Annotated in this window: 19 protein-coding genes; 15 read left to right on the top strand and 4 right to left on the bottom strand. The window is 29.3% G+C overall.

Annotation, left to right across the window (positions count from 1 at the left end; genetic code table 11):
• Positions 1-4 precede the first annotated feature (4 nt).
• The gene (locus tag KXZ80_RS17820; protein ID WP_052011320.1) at positions 5-910 is read right to left on the bottom strand and encodes a collagen-like domain-containing protein; all 906 of its coding nucleotides are present in this window, start codon (positions 908-910) and stop codon (positions 5-7) included.
• Positions 911-1,259: 349 nt separating this feature from the next.
• On the opposite strand from KXZ80_RS17820, the gene KXZ80_RS10260 reads away from it, so the two are divergent.
• The 6 genes from KXZ80_RS10260 (at position 1,260) to KXZ80_RS10235 (ending at position 5,852) form a co-directional block, all read left to right on the top strand.
• On the top strand, positions 1,260-1,565 hold the full coding sequence (locus tag KXZ80_RS10260; RefSeq protein WP_021433388.1) for a PTS lactose/cellobiose transporter subunit IIA: 306 nt from the start codon (positions 1,260-1,262) through the stop codon (positions 1,563-1,565).
• A 58-nt stretch (positions 1,566-1,623) separates the two neighbouring features.
• Positions 1,624-1,950 carry a PTS sugar transporter subunit IIB gene (locus tag KXZ80_RS10255; RefSeq protein WP_021431139.1) on the top strand — a complete coding sequence of 109 codons (327 nt, stop codon included), beginning with the start codon at positions 1,624-1,626 and terminating at the stop codon, positions 1,948-1,950.
• Positions 1,951-2,080: 130 nt separating this feature from the next.
• The gene (locus KXZ80_RS10250) at positions 2,081-3,031 is read left to right on the top strand and encodes a N(4)-(beta-N-acetylglucosaminyl)-L-asparaginase (RefSeq protein WP_021433387.1); all 951 of its coding nucleotides are present in this window, start codon (positions 2,081-2,083) and stop codon (positions 3,029-3,031) included.
• A 19-nt stretch (positions 3,032-3,050) separates the two neighbouring features.
• The gene (locus KXZ80_RS10245) at positions 3,051-4,079 is read left to right on the top strand and encodes a Xaa-His dipeptidase (RefSeq protein WP_021433386.1); all 1,029 of its coding nucleotides are present in this window, start codon (positions 3,051-3,053) and stop codon (positions 4,077-4,079) included.
• Complete coding sequence (locus KXZ80_RS10240) at positions 4,073-4,747, top strand: copper homeostasis protein CutC (RefSeq protein ID WP_021433385.1); 675 nt, start codon at positions 4,073-4,075, stop codon at positions 4,745-4,747. The genes KXZ80_RS10245 and KXZ80_RS10240 overlap by 7 nt, the downstream gene beginning before the upstream one ends.
• A gap of 139 nt (positions 4,748-4,886) precedes the next feature.
• A complete protein-coding gene (locus tag KXZ80_RS10235) occupies positions 4,887-5,852 on the top strand; it encodes an ornithine cyclodeaminase family protein (RefSeq protein WP_021433384.1) in 966 nt (321 codons plus the stop codon).
• 36 nt (positions 5,853-5,888) lie between these two features.
• Here the strand turns inward: KXZ80_RS10235 and KXZ80_RS10230 are convergent, their stop codons facing one another.
• Positions 5,889-6,773 (bottom strand): AraC family transcriptional regulator, encoded by an 885-nt coding sequence (locus tag KXZ80_RS10230; protein WP_021433383.1) that lies wholly within the window; start codon positions 6,771-6,773, stop codon positions 5,889-5,891.
• Between the two features lie 212 nt (positions 6,774-6,985).
• Here KXZ80_RS10230 and KXZ80_RS10225 point away from each other — a divergent pair, with 212 nt between their 5' ends.
• From KXZ80_RS10225 to proC, 6 genes are all read left to right on the top strand, one after another.
• A complete protein-coding gene (locus KXZ80_RS10225) occupies positions 6,986-8,233 on the top strand; it encodes a dicarboxylate/amino acid:cation symporter (protein ID WP_021433382.1) in 1,248 nt (415 codons plus the stop codon).
• Between the two features lie 109 nt (positions 8,234-8,342).
• Positions 8,343-9,500 carry an MFS transporter gene (locus KXZ80_RS10220; protein ID WP_021433381.1) on the top strand — a complete coding sequence of 386 codons (1,158 nt, stop codon included), beginning with the start codon at positions 8,343-8,345 and terminating at the stop codon, positions 9,498-9,500.
• A 149-nt stretch (positions 9,501-9,649) separates the two neighbouring features.
• Complete coding sequence (locus KXZ80_RS10215; protein ID WP_021433380.1) at positions 9,650-10,213, top strand: helix-turn-helix domain-containing protein; 564 nt, start codon at positions 9,650-9,652, stop codon at positions 10,211-10,213.
• 20 nt (positions 10,214-10,233) lie between these two features.
• Positions 10,234-11,145 carry a trans-4-hydroxy-L-proline dehydratase activase gene (locus tag KXZ80_RS10210; RefSeq protein ID WP_021433379.1) on the top strand — a complete coding sequence of 304 codons (912 nt, stop codon included), beginning with the start codon at positions 10,234-10,236 and terminating at the stop codon, positions 11,143-11,145.
• A gap of 4 nt (positions 11,146-11,149) precedes the next feature.
• Positions 11,150-13,519, top strand: coding sequence for a trans-4-hydroxy-L-proline dehydratase (gene hypD, locus KXZ80_RS10205; RefSeq protein WP_021433378.1), 2,370 nt, complete (start codon positions 11,150-11,152; stop codon positions 13,517-13,519).
• Between the two features lie 115 nt (positions 13,520-13,634).
• Positions 13,635-14,441 carry a pyrroline-5-carboxylate reductase gene (gene proC, locus KXZ80_RS10200; RefSeq protein ID WP_021433377.1) on the top strand — a complete coding sequence of 269 codons (807 nt, stop codon included), beginning with the start codon at positions 13,635-13,637 and terminating at the stop codon, positions 14,439-14,441.
• Between the two features lie 122 nt (positions 14,442-14,563).
• On the opposite strand, the gene KXZ80_RS10195 is transcribed toward proC, so the two are convergent.
• Positions 14,564-14,944, bottom strand: a complete 381-nt coding sequence (locus KXZ80_RS10195; protein ID WP_021433376.1) for a DUF4363 family protein — start codon at positions 14,942-14,944, stop codon at positions 14,564-14,566.
• 18 nt (positions 14,945-14,962) lie between these two features.
• A complete protein-coding gene (locus tag KXZ80_RS10190; protein WP_021433375.1) occupies positions 14,963-15,613 on the bottom strand; it encodes a DUF421 domain-containing protein in 651 nt (216 codons plus the stop codon).
• A 192-nt stretch (positions 15,614-15,805) separates the two neighbouring features.
• On the opposite strand from KXZ80_RS10190, the gene miaB reads away from it, so the two are divergent.
• From miaB to gltA, 3 genes are all read left to right on the top strand, one after another.
• Complete coding sequence (miaB, locus tag KXZ80_RS10185) at positions 15,806-17,239, top strand: tRNA (N6-isopentenyl adenosine(37)-C2)-methylthiotransferase MiaB (RefSeq protein ID WP_021433374.1); 1,434 nt, start codon at positions 15,806-15,808, stop codon at positions 17,237-17,239.
• A gap of 202 nt (positions 17,240-17,441) precedes the next feature.
• The gene (locus KXZ80_RS10180) at positions 17,442-18,332 is read left to right on the top strand and encodes a sulfide/dihydroorotate dehydrogenase-like FAD/NAD-binding protein (RefSeq protein WP_021433373.1); all 891 of its coding nucleotides are present in this window, start codon (positions 17,442-17,444) and stop codon (positions 18,330-18,332) included.
• Positions 18,333-18,334: 2 nt separating this feature from the next.
• A complete protein-coding gene (gene gltA, locus KXZ80_RS10175) occupies positions 18,335-19,735 on the top strand; it encodes an NADPH-dependent glutamate synthase (protein ID WP_021431121.1) in 1,401 nt (466 codons plus the stop codon).
• Positions 19,736-19,777: the final 42 nt, after the last annotated feature.

The raw sequence follows: 19,777 nt of genomic DNA, 5'->3' as shown, positions 1-19,777 counted from the left end.
TTTATTATTTTTTACTAGATGGAGCTATTTTTTTCTTATTAGGTTTGTAAGGTACAGGGTTAACCTTATTAGGAACTTCTACGGATTCACCCTTAGGGCCTTGTGAACCAACATCACCTTTATCACCCTTAGGACCTTTAGAACCAGAGGCTCCAGTAGCACCAGTGTCACCTTGAGGGCCTTGAGGGCCAGCGGAACCAGTATCACCCTTAGGACCTTGAGGACCAGTAGAACCAGTATCACCCTTAGGACCTTGAGGACCAGTAGAACCAGTGTCACCCTTAGGACCTTGAGGACCAGCAGCACCAGTGTCACCCTTAGGACCTTGAGGACCAGCAGCACCAGTATCACCCTTAGGACCTTGAGGACCAGCAGCACCAGTGTCACCCTTAGGACCTTGAGGACCAACATCACCTTTATCACCCTTAGGACCCTGAGTGCTAGGTAATGTTAATATTTCAGACTTATTTATATTACACAATGGATTAACATATACTTCTTTACCAAAATCAACATAGTCAATAGCTGATAATTTTATACATATAGGACCTTTTCCTGAAGATGTAGTTCCATATATACTACATGGAGTAATTTTTTTTACCTTTAACCTTAAAATACAATCGCTATTAGAAAGTTTAAAACCAAGTATTCTACCTACGCATCCAACCAAATTTTTATATAGATCTAAATCACAAGCATAATAAAAAAACATTTGGCTCTCATTACAATTTAAAGAGCTACTTTGGCAAGTGTTACAATTATAGTTTTTGTCTGGATAATTGTCACAATCAAAAGTTTCAAGTTCAAATAAATTTGAGGAACTTTTGTTTAAGTTACAACTGTCACATTCACAGTATTCCGATGTACATTTTTTTTGTTTACAAAAGTTGTAGTCACATTTTTTTTGCATAAAAACACCTCATATATTTTAATTAATAGGCATATCCTATCATTATATCTATATGCAATACGCTTAAGGTTTGAAACTAATTGAAAAAATATAAATTAATAAAGAAATTTTTTTTTACATAAATGCAAAATACGCTATAATATATATATAACCCTAGTAATTAAGACAAAAATAGAAAAAACCCTTGAAAAATAAACTAAAAATAAGAAATAAAATGTAAAATAAAAATTAATTGTAAAATTTTTTTAAAAAAATACAATTTACTATTTCCTTTTTTAAAAGTCTATTGTAAAATATACTTAAAGAAAACGTTAACAACAACAAAAGACCTTAGTAAGGTGGTGAAAATATGAATTATCAAGATAAAATACTAAAGGTTATAATTCATGCAGGAAATGCTAAATCACATATATATGAAGCTTTACATTGCGCTAAAAAAGGCGACTTTAAAAAAAGTGACGAATATATGGAAAGTGCAAATGAAGAAATTTTAGAAGCTCAAAAAATTCAAACTAGTTTAATAAATAAAGATGCTGAAGGGAAAAATGTCGAAATAAGCATGCTTTTAATTCACTCACAAGATCATTTGATGACATGTTTAAGTGAAAGAAATTTAGTAAAAGAAATTATAGACTTAAGAAAAGAGCTTAAATAAAATAAGTAATTAACAATATTAAAATAAAAATATATTAGACTTTTAGGAGGAAATTAAAATGAATAAAAAAATATACTTATTTTGTAGTGCAGGGATGTCAACAAGTTTATTAGCAAGTAAAATGCAAAATGTTGCGAATCAACACAATTTGCCAATAGAGGTAGAAGCATTTCCATATGCTGATATAGACAAAATAGTAGAACAAAAAAATCCAGACTGCATACTACTTGGGCCTCAAGTTAAATTTATGCTAAAAGAAGTTCAAGAAAAATTTGATGCAAAAACTCCAGTAGATGTTATAAATAGTCTTGATTATGGAGCTATGAATGGAGAAAAAGTTTTAAAGACAGCTATAAAGATGATAAAAGCTCGCCAAGCTAAATAATCATAGCATAAATTCAAGGGAATATAAGTGGGTTAAAAATAAAGTAAATATATTAAAATTAGAAGTTTTAGTCTAAAAGTAAAAGCCTTGGGAAACCAAGGCTTTTATTAAAAATATGGAGGGATTAATAATGTGGGGGATAATAGCTACTTGGAGAATGGCAATTGAGGGAATTGATGAAAGTGCACAACAATTAAGTAAAGGAATAGATGCAGGAGATGCAATTGAACATGCTATAAAAATAGTAGAAGACTATCCATTTTATAAGTCAGTAGGATTTGGTGGTCTTCCAAATGAAAATTGTGAAGTAGAGTTAGATGCAGCATATATGGATGGAAATACATTATCTATTGGAGCTATCGCTGGAATAAAAAATTTTGCAAATCCTATATCAATAGCTAAAAAGCTAAGCAGTGAAAAAGTTAACTGTTTTTTAATAGGAGTAGGAGCAGAAGAATATGCTCACAAAAATGGATTTGAAAGAAGAGATATGTTAAGTGAAAGAGCTAAAAAACATTACAACAAAAGAAAAAGAGAAATACTAGAAAACGGATTAAGTCCATATATAGGTCATGATACAGTGGGAATGGTATCATTAGATTGTAATGGTAAAATGTGTGCAGGTACATCGACTAGTGGATTATTTATGAAAAAAAATGGAAGAGTAGGAGATTCTCCATTATCTGGATCCGGGTTTTACGTAGATAGTGAAATCGGAGGAGCCACTGCTACAGGATTAGGAGAAGACCTTATGAAAGGCTGTATATCATATGAAATAGTTAGGCTTATGAAAAGTGGCTTAAGTCCACAAGAAGCTTGTGATAAAGCTATTTGTGAACTAGACACAAAGCTTTTAAATAGACGAGGTAAAGCTGGAGATTTATCAGTAGTTGCTATGAATAATAAAGGTGAATGGGGAGTTGCAACGAATATTGATACCTTTAGTTTTTCTATCGCAACTCAAAACCATAAACCAACAGTATATTTGAGTAGTCGTATCAACGGGAAAAGTATTCACAAAGTAGCATCAAAAGAATGGTTAGATGCATACTCTTTAAGAATAAAAGCACCTATAGAATAAATAAGAATTGAGGAATTTTATGAATATCATGGATGATAAAATAAAAGAACTAAAAAGAGACTTGATAAATGATATTATAGAGAGTGAGAAAAATCCTTTTGAAAAAGAACTAGATATGGTATTAGAAAAAACATTGGAAATTGCTAAAAAGCTAGGATTTAAAACTAAAAATATTGATGGAGATATTGGATATGCTGAGTATGGAATGGGAGATGAGTACATATTTGTAATAGCCGTATTGAATAATAAACACTCCATAATGAGTTTATTGTATGCACTAAAAATTATAGAAAAATCTCAAGTTAAATTGAAAAGAAAAGTTAGGATAATATTTGCAACTAATGGTGAATCTGGAATTAACCATATTAAATGTTATTTGAAAAAAGATAAGCCGACTATAGATATATTTGAATTAGACTATAAATACTCCGTAGTATATGTAGAAAAAGGAAGTAGTAAATTTACTATACAAAATTACTTAGATATAGCAAATATAAGAATTCATCAAGATGTAGAAATAGACAAAAGCACCAAATCCTGCTGTATTGAGGTTCCTAAAGAATATATATATGAGGATATAATATGCTATTTAGAAAATAAGGCAAACTCTGAAGAAGGGATTATAAGCACATATAAAAATATAAATATTAAAATAAATGAAACACATGTAATTATAACATCTTTTATGAATAATGATATTGCTAAAACTGGTATATATGGAAATAATGTTCTAATCAATTTAGTAAACTATTTAGTAGAAGAAAATTTTATAGAACATCAAAGACTAAGTAACTATTTTTTATTAATAAATAAATATTTTTATGAAAAAAAAGAATTACTTACTAATGAAAATTCAAAGAAACAGTTAAATTTAGATAACTTAAACTTTAAAAAAGGAAGAATAATTATTGAATTTGATGTTGGTAATATTGTAAAAAATGAAATGAATTATATTAGTGATGAATCGATGATTGTAGATGAGATTATATTAAATACTAAAATATTTGCAGATATAATTTGTGAATTAGATAAGGAGGAGCAATGCTAGAAATTATAGCTATGAGCGTAGAAGATGCTATAAGCATTGAAGAATGTGGAGCGGATAGAATTGAACTTGTAAGTGCCCTTACAGAAGGTGGGCTTACACCAAGTTTTGGGTTAATAGATGAAGTCATAAAAAGTGTAAATATACCAGTAAATGTTATGATAAGGCATCATGCTAAAAGCTTTATGTATAGTGAGTCAGATATAAGTATCATGCTAAAAGACATAGAAAAAGTAAAAGAACTAGGAGCTAATGGGATAGTTATAGGAATGTTGGATAAAGAAAATAATATAGAAGAAAATCAGCTAAAAACTATAATAAGTGCTTTTAAAGGATTGGAAATTACATTTCATAGAGCGATAGATGAAACAAATTTACTTAATTCTATAGATGTGATAAATAGATATAATGAAATTATAAATATCTTAACATCTGGAGGTAAAAGAAAGATAATAGATAACATTGATTATATAAATACTTTAAAAAATAAATCTAAGCATGCAAATGTATTATTAGGAGGAGGCTTAAATTTTGAAAATATAGAGCAAATAAAAAAGTTAACAAATAATAAAGATTTCCATTTTGGAACAGCGGTTAGAGTTGATAAAAACCCGTTTGGAGAAATTGATAAAGTAAAATTAAAAAAATTAGTGAACATTATTAATGATTAAAAATTAAAAGTATCAATTATATAAAAATAGGATAAAAATTAAAAATGGGTATATAAAAACTAACAAAAAATAGTTTTATATACTCTTTTTTGTTAAAATGATATAATTATATAAACAAAAATTAGGAAGGAGATTTTTTATGATTTATTTAAATAGTGAAGATATAATAAAATCGATAACATTAGATGAGTGTATGGATGCTGTAGAAGATGCATATAGAATGTATGCTAATAATGAGTATAATATGCCAGATAGATTACAAGTTGAGAATAATGATTTAACTTCTTTATATATGCCTTGTTTTACGAAAGAATCATTTGGTACGAAAATACTTACAGTGGCACCTAATAATGCAAAAATAAACAAACCTGTAATTGATGGAATTATGTTAGTGAATGATATAGATACAGGGGAAGTTGTTTGCATGATGGATGGGAAAACACTTACAGCAATTAGAACTGGAGCAGTAGGTGGTGTTGGAGTTAGACATACAACAAGAGCAGATGTGAAAAATATAGGATTGATAGGTACAGGAGTTCAAGGGTTTTATCAAATTATATATGCATGTAAAGCAAGAAATATAGAGAATGTTTACTTATATAATAGAACAAAAGAAAAAGCAGTTAATTTAAAAAATGAACTAGAGAAAGAATTAAAAAATATTAATATACATATAGTAGAAACTTCTAGAGAATTAGTTCAAAAAAGTGAAGTTATAGTAACAGCGACAACTTCATACCAACCAGTTATAGAAGAAGATAAAGAATTGTTGAGAGGAAAACATATAATAGCAATAGGTTCTTATAAACCTGATATGAGAGAGTTACCAGATGCATTACTTGAAATTGCAGATATTGTAGTAGTAGACACTGACTTTGCTAAGGAAGAAAGTGGAGATTTATATGTACCGATACAAAAAGGATTGATAAAATCAGATGATATTAAGAACATGGGAAAATTTTTGAAAGAAAACAATAACGTGGACTTAAAAGAAAAAACTACGCTATACAAGTCGGTTGGAATGGGGCTGTTTGATATGGTAGTAGCTGATAAAATTTATAAAAAATCTTTAGAGAAAAAAATAGGTCAAAATATTGAATTATAAAAAATATGTCTAAAGTTTAAACTTTAGACATATTTTTTACTCTATATCAAATGGATTCTTTTCAAATTCACTTATTCTATCTAAATAATGTTTAGGTGAAACTCCATAGGCTTTTTTAAAAGCTCTAACAAAACTTGAATAATCTTTAAATCCACATTCTATACAAGCATCACTCATAAGGTATCCTTTTTTTATTAAGGACTTAGCATAAATAAGCCTTTTTTGAACGATATAGCTATGAAGCGAGCTTCCAGTTTGAGATTTAAATTTACGCATCAGATAATACTTACTCATAAAAAATTTATTAGCAATAGTATCTATAGATAAATCTTTATTTAAATTATCATTTATATAACTAAAAATTTGTTGAATTGTTTCATCGTACTCAACATCTTCTGAAGTATCATCGCTTTTTAAAAACAATCTATTAATTAAAACTAAGAATTGTATAAACAAAGAATTTTTAAGTATAATATGGCCAAATTCATCAGAAGAATCGGCAGTTTTAATTTTAAATAAAATATTTTTTAAATTTTCTAAGTCGTTTTGATTAAGTCTTAACAAATTAGATTTATTTTTACTTGATATATTAAAACAAGTGAATAAATCATCTCCATATATATTGTGTTTTTCTATATATTCTGGATTTATCCATATAACTATACGTTCATAATATTTATTAGGATTTATAATGGGTTTATGTATTTCAGTATTATTTATAAATAAAATATCCCACGGTTTTAATTTGTAAGATTTTCCTTCTACTAAATAATCTACATCACCAGAGATTAAAATTGTGATTTTATTAAAGTCATGATGATGATAGTCAAACTTTATATCCCTCATATCCTTTATATGAAATATTTTAAAATTATCATCAAGATATCCAACCTTATCTATATTCTCTTTATTTATATCCATAAAAACAACCTCTCATATTCAAATAATAGTAATAACTTTAAAAATATTTACAATTTAATATACCGTAAATAAGATAAATTGTAATCCTCTATATATAGTATAGCACTTTTTACAATGTATAGGGCATTTTACGCAATGTACATGGTAAAAAAATAATAATATAATAAAATTCATTGTGCATTAAAGCGATAGTATTAAAAAGGAGAAGACAAATGAAAAACTTTTTGAAAAATTATAAATCATCATTAATATTACTAGGCGCAATATTAATCGGAGGAATTGTAGGTGTAGTTTTAGGACCTAAAGCTACCATGCTAAAGCCTTTTGGGGACTTATTTTTAAATTTATTATTTATGTCACTAGTGCCTCTTGTATTTTTCAGTGTTTCATCGGCAATAGCAAATATGAACACTATGAAAAGATTAGGCAAAATAATGGGTAATATTGTTATAGTATTTTTGTCAACAGCATTCATAGCAGCAGTAATAGGTATATTAGGAGCTATAATTTTAAACCCAACTAAAGGATTAGATTCTAGTATGTTTACTTCTATAATAGGAAGTGGAGAAATAGTAGAAGCTGAAAAAGTTAGTTTCTTAGATCAAATTGTAAAAACTGTAACAGTTAATGATTTTAATATGTTATTTTCAAAGTCAAATATGTTACAACTTATAGTATTTGCTGTACTATTTGGGCTTGCAACTGCTATGGCAGGAGAAAAGGCAAAAGGTATAGCGAAATTTGTGGAAGAAGGATCAGAAGTTATAGGAAATATTATAAAAATAATAATGTATTATGCACCTATAGGTCTTGGATGTTACTTTGCATCTGTGATAGGTGAATTAGGAACTCAAATACTTTCTGGTTATGTAACTGCATTTTTATTATATTTAGGAATAACTGTTATATACTACTTTGGATTCTATACAATATATGCTTATTTAGCTGGAGGAAAAGAAGGTATAAAAATTTTCTGGAAAAATGCAGTTGGACCAACAGTTACAGCTGTAGCTACTTGTTCAAGTGCAGCATGCATACCAGTGAATCTAGTTTCTGCTAAAAATATGGGAGTGCCAGATGATATAGCTGAAACAGTTGTACCACTAGGTGCTAATATTCATAAAGATGGGTCTGTAATTGGAGGAGTATTAAAAATAACATTTTTAATGGGAATTTTCGGAATGGATATAACTAATCCATCAACACTATTAAGTATATTAGTAGTTTCATTTTTAGTAGGTGCTGTTGTAGGTGCTATACCAGGTGGGGGAGTAATTGGAGAAATGTTAATACTTAGTGTATTTGGATTTTCTCCAGAAATGCTACCGATAATTACTGTTTTAGGAACAGTTATAGATGCACCAGCAACACTATTAAATTCAGCAGGAAACACTGTTTGTGCGATGATGGTTGCTAGGTTAGTTGAAGGAAAAAACTGGTTGATTTCTAAATCTAACTAGAGAAGAGATCTGGATATAGATTTTCATCTATATCTAGGTCTTTTTTTGTCATTTCAATACAAAAATATGATATAATGGAGTGTATTTAACAGATTGAAGGGAGCAAGACATGACAAAATACTATTTATATTATGTGCTTATATATGGTGGGTTAGGAGCATTTATACCATATATAGTTCCATATTTAGAAGGATCATTAAATCTATCTGCTACGCAAATAGGAATCATAACATCTATACCATCAATAATCGGGATATTAGTTGTTCCGCTTTGGGGAATTATAACTGATATAACTAAAAAAGATAAAAAAATACTTGGAATTTGTGTAGCTATAAACTGTTTAATAATGGGGATATACTCAAGTGTAAAATTATTCCCTGTATTACTTATAGTAGCTACGTTGGCAGAGGCATTCAGATATGCAATATCACCTTTAGCTGATAATATAACTACAGATTATTGTAAACATAAAAATTTAAATTATGGAATTATAAGAAGTGGAGGGTCTGTAGGATTTGCACTGATAAGTTTTTTAACAGGGCAACTTATAAAATTAACATCAAATTCTAGGATTATTTTCTTAGTTTATATAATTTTATTTGTGGTTTCTTTAATAGTACTTCCGTTTTTAGATTCTAAAAAATATGATGAAGAAGAAAAATTAAAAGGCTCGACTATGAAAGAAGATTTAAAAGAGCTTATAAAAGATAAATCATACTTATGGCTTTTAGCTATTGTTATATGTACTATAAGTATTAGTGAAGTAACTAATGCTTATCAAGGGTTATATTTAATTGACTTAGGTGCAAGTGAAGGTGATATAGGGATACTAGTAATCTTTACAGCTTTACCTGAAATATTTTTTATGTCAAAAATTAATTCGTTAGTTTTAAAATATGGATATAAAAAAGTATTTAAAATAGGTATACTTACATTTTTAATAAGATGGATAACTTGCTTATTTGCAACTTCTCCAATGATGTTTATACTTACGGCTCCGCTTACAGCTTTAGCATTTTCAACAATGTTAGTGTCATATATTGGATATATAAAAGATAAATTTTCAAGTGAGATTCAAGCTACAGCTTTAACATTAACATCAATGGCAATAGGCGTTTCCTCTGCATTAATTAAGTTACCGGTTGGATTTGGAATAGATGTATTTGGATTAAAAACTATATATATATTATCGATAGCAATAACTTGTTTAGGATTTATTGTTTGTAGTATTAAAAAAGAAAATAAAAATGAAAAAGCTATAGGATAGAAACCTATAGCTTTTCTTATATTAAATTTAATATATAAAAAATTTAATATAACTAAAAAAAATTCATTATATGTAAAAAACGATAGACAAATTTATAACAATATAGTATATTAAAATTAAGGAAATGGTTTTCGAAAGAGGGGTTAGATATGAATGAGCATATAGGAGCTAAGATAAAAAGCTTGAGAACACAAAGAAAAATGACATTAAAAGATTTAAGTGAAAAAACTAACTTATCTATTGGTTTTTTATCTCAGTTAGAGAGGGGATTAACTAGTATAGCAACAGACACATTAGGAAGCATTGCAGATGTATTTGAAGTTGAGTTATCTTATTTCTTTTTAAAGCCAAGAACTAAGAAGAGACCAATAATTAGAAGTTATGAAAAAGAAGTTTTTAACATATGTACTTCTGGATGCATACAGTACAATTTATCTAATGACTTAAAGGAAAAGGTTATGCTTCCAAGGTTTTTAGATATTCTTCCAAATAATACAGATGAAGATATACAGTCTTATTCTCACGATGGGGAAGAATTTGTATATGTATTAGAAGGAACTCTAACATTATTTTTAGATGGAGAACAACACGAATTATACCCTGGAGATAGTATACACTATAATTCTTCAAGAAATCACAACTGGGCCAATTATACAAATAAAATGGTAAGGATGATAGTTGTTGCAACTCCGAATCCTTTTAATAATAACTAAAACTGTTTGAAGGTGATTAAATGAATAAGCCACTCATATTAAATATACAAAAATATAGTTTGCATGATGGGGATGGAATTAGAACTACAGTATTTTTCAAAGGATGTCCTTTAGAATGTATATGGTGCCATAATCCAGAAAGTCAAGCTTATAAAAAAGAAGTTTTATATAATGAAGAAAAATGTTTAAAGTGTGGAACTTGTATAGAAAAATGTCCTAATGGAGCTATATATAAAGGTTTAGATGTAATTGAATTAAAAAAAGAAAAGTGTAAATTTTGTGAGACTTGCATAGATTTTTGCTTAAACAATGCAAGGGAAATAGTTGGGAAAACATATGAAATAAAAGATTTAGTAAAAGAATTAATAAAAGATATGGCATTTTACGAAGAGTCAGGTGGAGGAGTAACTTTATCTGGGGGTGAAGTTATGACTCAAGATATAGACTATATAAAAAAATTAGTAATTGCATTAAAGCAAAAAGGTATAAATGTAGCAATAGACACATGTGGACATTCAAAGTTTGATAACTATGAAGCTATATTGCCGTTTGTGGACACATTTTTATATGATATAAAACTAATAAGTGATGAAAAACATGAATTTTTTACTAAGAAATCAAATGAATTAATTTTAAATAATTTAAAGATGCTAAGTGAAAAAGGAGCAAATATAAATGTAAGAATACCTTTAATAGAAGGTGTTAATGTAGATGATAATAATGAAGAAATTAAAAAAATAATAGATTTTATAAAGCCTTTAAATATTACAAAAGTTAATATATTGCCATACCACAATATAGGTATGCATAAATATAAAAAGCTTTATATGCAGTATGAAGGAGAATATTTAAAACGACCTTCAGACGAAAAACTAGAGGAAATAAAACAAATTTTTAAAGCTAATAATTTCGAAATAAAGATTGGGGGATAATCATATGGAAAGAGGAAGTTTTGAAAGAACTAAAAAACTTAGAAAGCAAAGCACAGACACTCAACCTTTTATAACTATTGAAAGAGCTAGGCTTATGACTGAAGGGTATAAAAAATATGAGGGAAGTGTTGAGATACCAGTACTTAGAGCTTTAGCATTTAAACACTATATGGAAAATAGAACTCTTTGTATAAATGATGGAGAACTTATAGTTGGAGAAAAAGGAGATTCGCCACAAAGTACACCTACTTACCCAGAATTATGCTGTCACACAATGGAAGACTTAGATATAATGGATAAACGAGATATTATATCTTTTAAAGTTAGTGATGATGTAAAGAAAATTCATGAGGATGAAATAATACCTTTTTGGAAAAATAGACAAATAAGACAAAAAATAGTTAACTCAATGGAACAAGAATGGTTAGAGTGCTATGAAAATGGAGTGTTTACAGAGTTTATGGAACAAAGAGCTCCTGGGCATACCGTTTGTGGGGGCACTATATACAAAAAAGGATTTTTAGATTTAAAAAAGGAAATTGAGATAGAAATAAGTAAACTAGATTTTGTAAATGATAAAGAGGCGTATGATAAAAAAGCTCAGCTAGAAGGAATGGCTATTGCTTGTGATGCTTTAATTATATATGGAAAACGTTATTGTGAATATGCTAAGCAGTTAGCAGAGAAAGAAACTGACGAAGCTAAGAAAAAGGATTTATTAACTATAGCTAAAAACTGTGAGGTAGTGCCAGCAAATAAACCAGAAACATTCCACCAAGCAGTTCAGATGTATTGGTTTGTTCACATAGGAGTTACTACGGAACTTAATATATGGGATGCATTTAGTCCAGGTAGATTTGATCAGCACTTAAATCCTTTTTATGAAAATGATGTAGAAAATGATGCATTAGATAGAGATATGGCTAAAGAAATTTTAGAATGTCTATGGATTAAGTTTAATAATCAACCAGCACCTCCAAAAGTTGGGGTTACACTAAAAGAAAGTGGAACATATACTGACTTTGCCAACATAAATACAGGAGGAATAACGGAAGATGGTAAAGATGGAGTTAATGATGTAAGTTATATAATTTTAGATGTAATGGATGAAATGAAATTATTACAACCTAGTTCAAATGTACAAATTAGTAAAAAAACTCCAAGCAAGTTCTTAAAAAGAGCATGTGAAATTTCTAGAAAAGGTTGGGGGCAGCCTGCATTTTATAACACAGAAGCAATAATTCAAGAGTTATTAGAAGCAGGTAAAACAATAGAAGATGCTAGATGTGGCGGAACTAGTGGTTGTGTAGAAACAGGATGCTATGGAAAAGAAGCATATATACTTACAGGTTATTTAAATTTACCTAAAATTCTTGAAATAACTTTAAATAATGGTATAGATCCTATGACAAATAAAAAGCTTGGGATAGAAACTGGTGATCCTAATAACTTTAAATCTTACGAGGAGCTATTAAATGCATTTAAGTCTCAATTAAATCATTTTGTAGAGATAAAGGTAAAAGGAAACAATGTAATTGAAAGAATATACTCAAAGCATATGCCAGCACCGCTTATGAGTGTTATAGTAGATGATTGTATAAAAACTGCAAAAGATTATAATGCAGGTGGAGCAAGATATAACACAAAATATATACAAGGTGTTGGGATAGGAACTATAACAGATAGTTTAACTTCTATAAAATACAATGTGTTTGATAAGAAAAAGTTTAACATGAGTGAATTACTAGAAGCTTTAAAAAATAATTTTAATGGATACGAAGCTATATATAACATGGTAGTTAACAAAACTCCTAAGTATGGTAATGACGACGACTATGCAGATGATTTAATGCAAGATGTATTTAATTTATTCTATAATGAAGTTACAGGAAGAAAGTCTCCTATGGGAGCTGAGTATAGAATAAATATGCTACCTACAACATGCCATGTTTACTTTGGAGAAGTTATGGGGGCTAGTGCTAATGGTAGATTAAGTCAAAAGCCATTATCTGAAGGTATATCTCCAGAAAAAGGTGGAGATACGAATGGACCTACTGCTGTTATTAAGTCTTGTTCTAAAATGGACCATTTAAAAACAGGAGGAACACTTCTAAACCAAAGATTTGCCCCTGCTGTAGTGCAAGGAGAAGAAGGGCTAGAAAATATGTCTAACTTAGTTAGAGCTTATTTCAATATGGATGGACACCACATACAATTCAATGTATTTGATAAAAATATATTGCTAGCAGCACAAAAAAATCCAGATGAATATAAAGATTTAATCGTTAGGGTTGCTGGATATAGTGATCACTTTAATAATTTAAGCAGAGCTCTTCAAGATGAAATAATAGGAAGAACAGAGCAAAGCTTCTAATATATTTTAAAAAATATTGAAATAGGGTATGTTTTAAGATTTTTATATTCTTAAGGCAGACCCTATAACTATTTAAACAAAATGATAAATTTATAACACAAAAGGAGAGGTATTTATGAACAAAAAAATAGGATTTATAGGGGCAGGTAACATGGCTAAAGCTATGATAGGAGGAATTGTTAAATCTAAACTAGTAGAGGCTAACAATGTGTTTGCATCTGATTTAAATGAAATGGCGCTTGAAAATGCTAAGTCTGAATATGGAATAAATATAACAAATGATTCTAAAGAAGTAGTAAAAAATAGTGACATAGTTATTGTAGCTGTAAAGCCAAATGTATACGATATAGTGTTAGAAGGAGTTAAAGAACTAATAGATAACGAAAAAATAATTGTAACTATAGCTGCAGGTAAAACAATAGAATCGGTAGAAAATGTAATAGGCTCAGATAAAAAGGTTATTAGAACTATGCCTAATACTCCAGCTCTAGTAAATGAAGGTATGAGTGCTCTTTGTAAAAATAAAAATATAACTGATGAAGAACTAAACCTTGTAAAGGAAATATTTAGTTCATTTGGTAAGGCGGAAGTAGTAAATGAATACTTAATAGATGCAGTGATTGGAGCAAGTGGATCAGCACCTGCATATGTGTTTATGTTTATAGAAGCTATGGCTGATGCAGTAGTTGCTGCGGGTATGCCAAGAAATCAAGCGTATACATTTGTATCTCAAGCTGTTATGGGTTCTGCAAAAATGGTGCTTGAAACAGGTAAACATCCAGGTGAATTAAAAGATATGGTATGTTCTCCAGGTGGAACTACTATAGAAGCAGTTAAAACTTTAGAAGCTGAAGGATTTAGAAATTCAGTTATAAAAGCAATTGATGATTGTATAGAAAAATCTAAAGAAATGAGCAAGTAAATAGTAAGTATATATTAAGATTTAAAAAATATTAAGGTGAATATATAAGTTTTTAATAAAAGCTTATATATTCACCTTTTTTAGATATTAATTTAAAACCATAAAAAATTATATTAATTATTCTATAATATATGGTCAAGACTATGTTTTTCCGACTCAATTAACCTATGAAGAGAAATTTTTATTACATCTATTTGTTCTAAGCAAGTTGAAACGTCTTTTAAATAAATACCATCAGATAATATATTAAAAGCTAGTTCAATATCACCTATATGACAATGGTTTAAAAATTTAAAAAACTGCTTGGATTCTTCTTTGAAGTCATCTTTTAAGTTATTAGTATACTCTTCACATTTTTCCCAGTCTTCACTCTTAACATACATTTCTAGTGTATCCATCTCATTAGTATACTTAAGAGAAAAATCCTCAGCTTTTACAGATATAAAAAGGCCAAATATAACTAAAGCAATAGTCCAAACTATAGTGAATACAATAGATTTCATATATCCACCTCCTAAAAATTATTTCTTCTGTATAAAGAAGTTATCTTTTTCATCTAATACACAAATTAACGTTTCTGATGCTGAATCTATATTGTGTTTTTTTAGGATTGATAAAAGCCAATCTGAACTTTTATTTATACTCTTAAGGTTTTGTTTGATTATTTCACCATCTAATATTAAGGGCAATGGTAGATGTTTAAAGTTTTCTGTAGGAACTTTTTCGTAACTAGGAGTAGGTACTATACTAAGATTGCCATCAGTTTCAAGAATTGCGTAATAAACATCTTTTAAGTTGAAATAACCTTGTATTCTCAATTGTTCTAAAAGTTCATCCATAGATACTCTTTCTTCTTTTAAAGCTTTATAGTTAAGTCTTCCTTTATCTATTAAAATTGCAGGATTTCCATTTAACAAAAATCTAATGCTTTTGAATTTTAGAGTTAAAAAAGATATTATAATTTGCATAAAAACTAAACCAGTAATAGATGCTATTCCGTAAATTATAGGTATTTCGTTGTTTTGCATAGGGATAGCGGCAACCTCTGCAATTAGAAGCGTTATTACCAAATCAAATGAATTCATTTCTGCAATTTCGCCTTTTCCCATAATTCTAAGACTTATTAATACCGCCATATAAAGAACTATACTTCTAATTAAAACTACAATCATAAGCTTCCATCCTTTATTTTTTATTATGTCTAATCTTAAAATAGACACATACTATTATTTGTATTTATAAAAAATATATACAAGCAAATGTCAAATGCATCTTTAAAATGAAGTATAAATTTGGTATAATTAATTTTAAATTCAAAAATTAGACAGCAAGATGTCATCGAAGTAATTTAAGGAGGGCTAGTTGTGGCTAAAAGAAAACAAGTACACGTTCCTATAGAAAAAATTCAAGAGCAAGATAGATTTATAGAAGCTATAGCGGAAACGACAAATAGATATTATGCGATACATGGAAGAAAACCTAGATATATGATACAAACTTTTGGGTGTCAAATGAATGAACATGACTCTGAAAAATTATGTGCAATGTTAGATAATATGGGATATATTCAAGGTTTAACAGCTGCAGAATGCGATTTAGTTATATACAATACTTGTGCAGTAAGAGAAAATGCAGAGTTAAAAGTATATGGAAACTTAGGGCAGTTAAAGTTCTTAAAAAGAAAAAATCCAGATTTAAAAATAGCTGTGTGTGGATGTATGATGCAACAAAGTCATGTTGTTGAAGAAATAAAAACTAAATATAAGCATGTTGATTTAGTTTTTGGGACACATAACTTATACAAATTCCCTGAATTATTAGCTAAATCTATGGACACTGAAAAAACTTTAATAGATGTTTGGGATGTAGATGGAGAAGTTGTAGAAGGGCTTAGAAGCAATAGAAAATTTGAGCTTAAAGCATTTGTAAATATAATGTATGGATGTAACAATTTCTGTACTTATTGTATAGTTCCTTACACAAGAGGTAGAGAAAGAAGTAGAACTCCAGAGGATATAATAAATGAAATAAAAGAATTAGTTGCTAATGGAACAAAAGAAATAACTTTACTTGGTCAAAATGTTGACTCTTATGGAAAAACTTTAGAAAATCCAATTAGATTTGATGAGCTTTTAAGAATGGTAAATGAAATAGAAGGAATAGAAAGAATAAGATTTATGACATCTCACCCTAAAGATATATCAGATGAGGTTATATATGCTATTAGAGATTGTGATAAAGTTTGTGAGTTCTTACACTTACCAGTTCAATGTGGAAGTTCTAGATTACTTAAGATAATGAATAGACACTACACTAAGGAGTATTATTTAGAGATAATAGAAAAAGCTAAAAAGGAAGTTCCAGATATAGCATTTTCTACAGATCTAATGATAGGATTCCCTGGCGAAACAGAAGAAGATATAGAGGACACTATAGATGTTGTAAGAAAAGTTAGATATGATGCAGCATTTACATTTATATACTCTAAGAGACAAGGAACTCCTGCAGCTAAAATGGAAAATCAAATTCCTGAAGAAATAAAACATGAAAGATTTAATAAAGTTTTAGCAGAGGTAAATAATGTATGTGCAGAAATAAATAAATCATATGAAGGAAAAGTAGTTGAAGTTTTAGTTGAGGGAAGAAGTAAAACAGACGAAAATAAATTTACAGGAAGAACTAGACAAAATAAATTAGTTAATTTTGAATCTGATGAACAAGATATCATAGGAACTCTTGTAAATGTTAAAATATTAGACTCAAGAACATTCTCATTAAATGGAGTAATACAAAAATAGGAAAATATTTTCAAAAAACAACCACAAAGGTTGTTTTTTTTTGTATAATATAAATGTAATATATAATATTAAATTATTGATTTTAAATATATAGCCTATAAGTTTGATTAAAAAATTATACTTATAAGGGGAAACTTGAACTTCAAGTTGGCTAATATTTAAAATTAAAATATAAACTATTTGGCAGAATGGAGATAGAGATATGGGAAATAAGATTGTAAAAAAGAAACAGCTAACAGATAGTATTTATTTAATGGACATAGAAGCTCCAAGAGTAGCTAAAGCTTCTAAGCCAGGCCAATTTATCATTGTAAAAAATGATGAAAAAGGGGAAAGAATACCTCTTACAATAGCTGATTATAATAATGAAGAAGGTACTGTAAGCATAGTGTTCCAAACCGTTGGAGCTAGTACTAAACAACTTGAAACTTTTGAAGAAGGCGATTACGTAGCTGACTTCGTTGGGCCACTAGGAATGCCTAGTGAGTTTGTCGAAGAAGATATAAATGAATTAAGAAATAAAAAAATAATATTTGTAGCTGGTGGAGTTGGAGCAGCTCCTGTATATCCTCAAGTTAAATGGCTTAAGGAAAACGGTATAGAGGCAGATGTTATAGTTGGATCTAGAACAAAAGATCTTTTAATATTTGAAGATGAGATGAAAAAAGTTGCCGGAAACCTTTATGTATGTACAGATGATGGTACATATGGATTTAACGGTAGAGTTACTGACTGTTTAAAAGACTTAGTTGAAAATCAAGGTAAAAAATATGATCAAGCAGTAGTTATAGGGCCTATGATAATGATGAAGTTTATGTGTATGCTAACTAAAGAGTTAAATATACCTACAACTGTAAGTTTAAACCCTATAATGGTAGATGGAACAGGTATGTGTGGAGCATGTAGAGTTAATGTTGGCGGAGAAATTAAATTTGCATGTGTAGATGGACCTGAATTTGATGGACATTTAGTTAACTTTGATGAGTCTATGAGAAGACAAGCTATGTACAAAACAGAAGAAGGTAGAGCTACGTTAAAAATAGAAGAAGGGGATACGCATCATCATGGCGGATGCGGATGTGGAGGTAATTAATCATGAGTAAAGTTAAAATACCTGTTAGACAACAAGAAGCTGAAGTTAGAGTTACAAACTTTGAAGAAGTTTGTTTAGGATATAATAAAGAAGAAGCAATGAAAGAAGCAAGTAGATGTTTAGAATGTAAAAAACCTAAATGTGTATCAGGATGTCCTGTTGAAGTAAATATACCAGGATTCATTGGGAAATTAAAAGAAGGGGATATTGAAGGAGCTGCTAAGGTTATAGCAAAAGATAGCTCACTTCCAGCAGTTTGCGGAAGAGTTTGCCCTCAAGAAAATCAATGTGAAGGATTATGTGTGTTAGGAATAAAATCAGATGCTGTTTCAATAGGTAAATTAGAAAAATTTGTTGCTGATTACTCTAGAGAACAAAATTTTGATTTAGCAAAAACAGAAGAGCCTAACAATAGAAAGGTAGCTGTTATAGGTAGTGGACCTGCAGGACTTGCTTGCGCTGGTGATTTAGCTAAAATGGGATATGATGTAACTATATTTGAAGCTATGCATGAACCAGGAGGAGTTTTAACTTACGGAATACCAGAATTTAGATTACCTAAAGATGGTGTTGTTAAACCTGAGATAGAAAATATTAAAAGCTTAGGCGTTAAAATAGAAACTAATGTTATAATAGGTAGAACTATAACAATAGATGAGTTACTAAATGAAGAAGGATTTGAGGCTGTATTTGTAGGATCAGGAGCAGGACTTCCTAAGTTCATGGGAATACCAGGGGAAAATGCGAATGGTGTTTGTTCTGCAAATGAATTCTTAACAAGAGTTAACTTAATGAAGGCATACAAAGAAGACTATATGACACCTGTAAGAAGTGGTAAAAGTGTTGCTGTTATAGGTGGAGGAAATGTTGCTATGGATGCTGCGAGAACTGCGGCTAGATTAGGATCTAAAACTCATATAGTTTATAGAAGAAGTGAAGCAGAACTTCCTGCTAGATTAGAAGAAGTACACCATGCTAAAGAAGAAGGTGTAATATTTGATACTTTAACAAACCCAACTGAGATATTAGTTGATGAAAAAGGTGAAGTTAAAGGTATGGTATGTGTAAAAATGGAACTAGGAGAGCCTGATGCATCAGGAAGAAGAAGACCTAAAGTTATAGAAAATTCAGATTTTATAATGGAAGTAGATACAGTTATAATGGCACTTGGAACATCTCCAAACCCACTTATAACATCAACTACAAAAGGATTAGATATAAATAAATGGGAATGTATAGTAGCTGATGATAACGGAGTAACTTCTAGAGAAGGTGTTTTTGCTGGAGGAGATGCAGTTACAGGAGCTGCAACAGTTATATCTGCTATGGGAGCTGGTAGAAAAGCAGCAAAAGCTATAAATGAATATTTAAAAAATAAAGAAGTAAATGCTTGTACTTTATAATAATAAAGGACTCCATATTATATGGAGTCCTTTTTAGTTAAA

Origin of the sequence: Paraclostridium bifermentans, from assembly GCF_019916025.1 — a bacterium.
Taxonomy (GTDB): Bacteria; Bacillota; Clostridia; order Peptostreptococcales; family Peptostreptococcaceae; genus Paraclostridium; species Paraclostridium bifermentans.
This window is presented reverse-complemented; position numbering and strand designations above follow the sequence as displayed.

Excerpts from the sequence above, each read along its gene's own strand:
- KXZ80_RS17820 (WP_052011320.1), bottom strand. The coding sequence starts at position 910 with ATGCAAAAAAAATGTGACTACAACTTTTGTAAACAAAAAAAATGTACA.
- KXZ80_RS10260 (WP_021433388.1), top strand. The coding sequence starts at position 1,260 with ATGAATTATCAAGATAAAATACTAAAGGTTATAATTCATGCAGGAAAT.
- KXZ80_RS10255 (WP_021431139.1), top strand. The coding sequence starts at position 1,624 with ATGAATAAAAAAATATACTTATTTTGTAGTGCAGGGATGTCAACAAGT.
- KXZ80_RS10250 (WP_021433387.1), top strand. The coding sequence starts at position 2,081 with ATGTGGGGGATAATAGCTACTTGGAGAATGGCAATTGAGGGAATTGAT.
- KXZ80_RS10245 (WP_021433386.1), top strand. The coding sequence starts at position 3,051 with ATGAATATCATGGATGATAAAATAAAAGAACTAAAAAGAGACTTGATA.
- KXZ80_RS10240 (WP_021433385.1), top strand. The coding sequence starts at position 4,073 with ATGCTAGAAATTATAGCTATGAGCGTAGAAGATGCTATAAGCATTGAA.
- KXZ80_RS10235 (WP_021433384.1), top strand. The coding sequence starts at position 4,887 with ATGATTTATTTAAATAGTGAAGATATAATAAAATCGATAACATTAGAT.
- KXZ80_RS10230 (WP_021433383.1), bottom strand. The coding sequence starts at position 6,773 with ATGGATATAAATAAAGAGAATATAGATAAGGTTGGATATCTTGATGAT.
- KXZ80_RS10225 (WP_021433382.1), top strand. The coding sequence starts at position 6,986 with ATGAAAAACTTTTTGAAAAATTATAAATCATCATTAATATTACTAGGC.
- KXZ80_RS10220 (WP_021433381.1), top strand. The coding sequence starts at position 8,343 with ATGACAAAATACTATTTATATTATGTGCTTATATATGGTGGGTTAGGA.
- KXZ80_RS10215 (WP_021433380.1), top strand. The coding sequence starts at position 9,650 with ATGAATGAGCATATAGGAGCTAAGATAAAAAGCTTGAGAACACAAAGA.
- KXZ80_RS10210 (WP_021433379.1), top strand. The coding sequence starts at position 10,234 with ATGAATAAGCCACTCATATTAAATATACAAAAATATAGTTTGCATGAT.
- hypD (WP_021433378.1), top strand. The coding sequence starts at position 11,150 with ATGGAAAGAGGAAGTTTTGAAAGAACTAAAAAACTTAGAAAGCAAAGC.
- proC (WP_021433377.1), top strand. The coding sequence starts at position 13,635 with ATGAACAAAAAAATAGGATTTATAGGGGCAGGTAACATGGCTAAAGCT.
- KXZ80_RS10195 (WP_021433376.1), bottom strand. The coding sequence starts at position 14,944 with ATGAAATCTATTGTATTCACTATAGTTTGGACTATTGCTTTAGTTATA.
- KXZ80_RS10190 (WP_021433375.1), bottom strand. The coding sequence starts at position 15,613 with ATGATTGTAGTTTTAATTAGAAGTATAGTTCTTTATATGGCGGTATTA.
- KXZ80_RS10180 (WP_021433373.1), top strand. The coding sequence starts at position 17,442 with ATGGGAAATAAGATTGTAAAAAAGAAACAGCTAACAGATAGTATTTAT.
- gltA (WP_021431121.1), top strand. The coding sequence starts at position 18,335 with ATGAGTAAAGTTAAAATACCTGTTAGACAACAAGAAGCTGAAGTTAGA.